Consider the following 4,812-nt stretch of genomic DNA (forward strand, 5'->3'; position numbering starts at 1 on the left):
TGGCCCGTGGAGAAGACCAAGGTATACATGATTGGAGACCGCAGCTACGACGTGGAGGGCGCCCGGAAGGTGGGCGTGGAGTGCGTGGGCGTTACATATGGCTACGGCAGCATGGAAGAGCTGCGGGAGGCCAAGTGCGACTACATCGTCCGCTCCGTGGAGGAACTGCAGAAGTTCCTGCTCCGGGGGACGGAGAAAAAGGATCAGCTCACCACCTCCCAGCGGATCTGGCAGATGGTGCTGCCCTTCCTGATATTCTTCCTGGCCAGGAACATCGCCCTGAACGTGGGGGCCATGATCTTAGTCAGCATAGGGAGCAGGATGTCCGGCGGGGATTTCCTGTTCATCCGCAATGCCCAGGGAGAGCTGGAGAGCATGACGGGGAACGCGGCGGTGCTGGTGTCCACCTTCGGATATATGGTGGCCGGGCTTTCCGTCTGGAACATGGCGAAGAAGACGATCGCCAGGACGGCGGAGGACATGAAGCTGCTGCACATCAAGGCGGAGCCCGTGAAGAACTACTGCATCCTGGCAGGGGCAACGGCAGGGCTGGCGCTGGGGCTGAATTTCCTGTTCCTGCTCACCGGCACGGTGGAGGGCTCCCAGGCCTATCAGGAGGTGGCGCAGGCCCAGTATGCCGCGTGGTTCCCCATAGGGCTGGTGAGCTTCGGCATCATCACCCCCATCGCGGAGGAACTTCTGTTCCGGGGCGTGATCTTCGGCTGCATCAAGCGGTATATGAAGCTGTCCGCGGCCATGCTGGTGTCATCGATATTCTTTGCCCTGTACCACGGAAATTCCGTGCAGGCGCTGTATGCGGTGGTCCTGGGATACCTGATGGCATATGCCTATGAGTATTTCGGGGATTTTCGGATTGCCGTGGCGGTGCATGTCCTGGCGAATGTGCTGTCCTATGTGCTCAGCTATATACCGGCAGTCTCCGTGCTGGCGAACTGGCCGGTGTGCATCGCGGCCCTTGCGGCAGGGGCTGGATGCGTGTGGATGCTGCATAAGGAGAAGAAGATACTTTAAGAGAAGCCCATAGGCTGCGGAGAGCGGTCTATGGGTTTTCCGATGTGCCCAGGATCAGGCTGTCCAGCAGGGCGCTGCCCGCATAGGCTTCCCGGATCGTCCTGTCCATGGCCTCCCTGGTGGCGTGCTCTCCGCTGAAATGGCTCAGATCCTCGCTCCATGCGTCTGGATAGTAGCAGATGGCATCGAAGAAGTCCGGATATACGGTGCTCATCCAGGTGTCCCCGTAGCCTTCTGCCAGTCCCTCTACCTGCTCCCGGAAGGACTCCGAGCAGGGGGAGGGATATAAATGTAATTTCACGTCTTTTTCTACGCAAAAATCATATAGCTTCTTCACATACTGGTCTGCTATCTCGAAGGGGGACGACTGTACATAGGGTTCCCTTTCCAGGCTGATGTAGCTCAGGACCAGCTTCCGCAGAACCGGAGAGTCCTCTGTCAGGCTGACGATTCCCTTTTGCATGAGAAGGCCGCCATAGATGTCTTCCATGGCGTCCAGCGTGTTCCTGTCAAGGTATTGTAATGTGTCCGTCTCCGCATAGGTCATGACGGCGTACCGATAACTCCACTCCGTGTCCAGGGTCCGGGTCAGAGGCATGGGATGCATGATCAGGAAGACGTCCGTGGCGTCCGGATGGCAGCTCAGGTATTCCCGGGCCAGCAGATACTGTCCTGTGATCATGAGGGCGGCATTGGTGGCCTGGATGCTCATCTGAGGATTGTATTCCTGCAGGCCGGAGAATATCTGCCGGCAGATGCTGTCGCCGATGATGAGCTGCGTGGTCCGGTCAGGGGTCCTGGCCTGTTCAAAATAGGGGAGCATCTCGTTTTCATCCATGAAGTCCCGGCTGTGGGTCCAGCCCGCGATGATCTGCCGGTAAGGCTCCCTGGCAGACAGCAGCAGGAGGCCTGCGCAGAGCGCTGACACAAGGAGGAGGAACAGAAGCCCTTTTGCATACAGTTTCTTCATAATAAACACCTGAATCCCTTTCATAGCTGCCTTCCGGTCCGAAGGCTTACTCAGAACCGCTCATAGAGAAAGGTCGATGCCGCCTGGCCGTAGTTCTGCACCACTGTCAGCAGGATCAACAGGGTGAGGGCTATGTAGGCGCCCCACCGGACGACCACATTTACCCTGCGGGCCGAGAACTCCGCCAGGGACAACTTCCTCTCATGCAGGAAATCCACAAGGAATACGCCCAGAATCCCCAGCAGTACGGACACCAGGCCGAAACGGCTGCCGCCCAGCAGGTAGGAGCCATAATACGTCATTTCCCCCAGACCGAAGTGGAACACGATCCGGTTCAGGATCGAAAGGGCATGTCCCAGAGAATCGGCCCGGAAGAAGAGCCAGGCGAAATCCGCCAGGGCAAAGGTGGACAACATGCCCGCCGCACGGCAAAGCGGCGATTTTCTCCGGGCAGCCGCATCCCGTCCTCCCGCCTTTCCGCGGGCGATGTCGCCCAGAACCTGATAGGCTCCGTGGAGCGCTCCCCAGAGGAGGAAATTGGCGCCGGAGCCGTGCCACAGGCCGCTGACCAGGAAGGTGAGCATCAGGTTCAGGTACTTCCGGCCCTTTCCCTTCCGGTTCCCGCCCAGGGGGATGTACACATAATCCCGCAGCCAGGAGGAAAGGCTGATGTGCCAGCGGTTCCAGAAATCCCCGATGGATGCGGCGAAATAGGGCTGGGAAAAGTTGTCCGCCAGGTCGAAGCCCAGCAGCCGCCCCGCGCCGATCGCCAGCGCGCTGTATCCGGCGAAGTCGCAGTATAGCTGGATGCCGTAGAGAATCGTGGCCCACAGCAGGGTGGCGCCGGGCATATCCTGGCTGCTTCCATAGGCGAAAGCCACCATGCCGCCCAGCCTGTCCGCCACCACCAGCTTCAGCAGATAGCCCCACAGCAGACAGTACAGGCCGGAGCGGGCCTTGGAATAATCGAAATCCCGCCCCTCCCGGAGCTGCTGCAGAAGCCCCGTCCCTCTCTGGATGGGGCCTGAGATGACCGTGGGGAAGAAGGACAGGAACGCGGCATATCTGAGGAGGTTCCTCTCGGCGGGAATCTGCCTCCTGTACACATCGATCGTATATCCGATGGACTGGAGCGTATAGAATGAAATGCCCAGGGGGACGAAGCCGCCTTTCCCAAAAGAGCCCCGGAAGAAAAGCAGGCAGGATACCTGCAGCAAAATGCCGCATCCCAGAAGGAGCTTCCGGCGGCGAAGGGCTCCGCCCTCCAGAAGCAGACCCGCGGCGTAGGAGACCAGGATGCAGAAAAACAGTCCGGCAGCGTACCTCACATCTGTGGAAAGGTAGAAAAAGCAGCTTGCCGCAAGCAGCCAGAGATACCTCCGCCTCCGGGGAAGCATGAAATTGACGAATACCACAAGGGGCATGAAAAGGATAAAGGAAAAAGAGATCAATGACATTTTGGCGACTCCTGTCCTGTTGTTGCATATTTTGTGAGAACCGTAGCTTATTGTATCAGACAGGTTTTGCTTTGTCAATGAATCCTGTGGACGGCGAATTGTCAGAAATAACGACAAATGTGACGGAATGGGCAAAGTGTCTGACAATTTGCGCCGCGCTATGTTCCGCGCGAGGAGGGAAGTCCCGCAGGTGCCTCTCTGCAGGGGGACATGCGTGCATGACAACTATCGAGTACCTGCAGCAGCCTGGGATGCCCTGCAGAAAATTCAATAGACGCTACCGGGAAAATGTGTTAAGATTTTTACATACGGCAATCGGCATGTGGGGAGGGAACCAATGGCAAGGACAGTGGGCATCGGGCATCAGGACAGAGAGGTCTATGATGCATTTTTGCTGTCATTTCGCGGGGAGGACATCGCATGAAGATATCTGTGATTACAGTATGCCTGAATTCCGGAGAGAAGCTGTCTGCCACATTGGACAGCATTCTGGGGCAGGGCTGTCAGGATGTGGAAGTGATATTGAAGGACGGGGGCAGCACGGACGGGTCCGTGGAGCGCTGGAAACAGGAGAATGCCTCCCGGCCCGGCGCTGAGAGGGTCAGGATTATCGTGGAGGAGGACAGGGGCATCTACGATGCCATGAATCAGGCGGTGGCGCACGCTGCCGGGGACTTCCTGCTTTTTTTGAACTGCGGCGATCTGCTGGCGGACGGCAGCGTCCTGGAGCGGACCCTTGCGGCGCTGGAGGAAGAGGAACAGGCCGGGACGGACATGGACAGGCTGGTGCTGTACGGGGATACCAAGGGGGAGAAGAACGATGTGACCATCGCCTCCCCGCCGGAAATCACTGGGTTTGCATGCTACCGGAACATCCCCTGCCACCAGTCCTGTTTCTACAGCGCCGCGCTGTGCAGAGACAAGCCCTATGACCTGCGGTACAGGATACGGGCGGACTATGACCATTTCCTCTGGTGCTTCTACCGGGCGAAGGCGAAGACGCGCCATATGGGCTTCCCGGTGGCAGTCTATGAAGGGGGAGGCTTTTCGGAGAAACGGGAGAATAAAGTCCTGGACAGGCGGGAGCACCGGGAGATCACCGGGAAGTATATGGGAAGAGGGGAACTGTTCCGGTATCGGGCAATCATGGCCTGCAGCCTGGCGCCCCTGCGGACGGCCATGGCGGAGAGCCGACTGTTCTCCGGATGCTACCATTGGATTAAGGAGCGGATCTACAGGCGTAAGGCGTAGCTGCTCTGTCCGGTTGCTTTTAGGAACCTATAGCGTTTCTGGGTGTAATGATTTATACTGCTTAACGATTTCACTTGCCGTGAAACCAGACTGCATAACGCT

Annotated in this window: 4 protein-coding genes; 2 read left to right on the forward strand and 2 right to left on the reverse strand. The window is 58.1% G+C overall.

Translation table 11 applies throughout. The annotated features are described in order from the left end of the window. Positions 1 to 6: 6 nt before the first annotated feature. On the forward strand, positions 7 to 1,032 hold the full coding sequence (locus Q2B33_RS24330) for a CPBP family intramembrane glutamic endopeptidase (protein ID WP_330691406.1): 1,026 nt from the start codon (positions 7 to 9) through the stop codon (positions 1,030 to 1,032). Between the two features lie 28 nt (positions 1,033 to 1,060). Here Q2B33_RS24330 and Q2B33_RS19935 read toward each other — a convergent pair whose 3' ends face one another. Together Q2B33_RS19935 and Q2B33_RS19940 are read right to left on the reverse strand one after the other, a co-directional pair. Then, the gene (locus Q2B33_RS19935) at positions 1,061 to 2,002 is read right to left on the reverse strand and encodes a hypothetical protein (RefSeq protein ID WP_300564105.1); all 942 of its coding nucleotides are present in this window, start codon (positions 2,000 to 2,002) and stop codon (positions 1,061 to 1,063) included. 50 nt (positions 2,003 to 2,052) lie between these two features. After that, positions 2,053 to 3,459: an MBOAT family protein gene (locus Q2B33_RS19940; protein ID WP_300564107.1), complete on the reverse strand. Its 1,407-nt coding sequence runs from the start codon at positions 3,457 to 3,459 to the stop codon at positions 2,053 to 2,055. A 420-nt stretch (positions 3,460 to 3,879) separates the two neighbouring features. Here Q2B33_RS19940 and Q2B33_RS19945 point away from each other — a divergent pair, with 420 nt between their 5' ends. Beyond that, positions 3,880 to 4,710, forward strand: coding sequence for a glycosyltransferase family 2 protein (locus Q2B33_RS19945; protein WP_300564109.1), 831 nt, complete (start codon positions 3,880 to 3,882; stop codon positions 4,708 to 4,710). The last annotated feature ends 102 nt before the right edge of the window (positions 4,711 to 4,812 follow it).

It is taken from the genome of uncultured Acetatifactor sp. (genome assembly GCF_948601915.1).
GTDB lineage: Bacteria > Bacillota > Clostridia > Lachnospirales > Lachnospiraceae > Acetatifactor.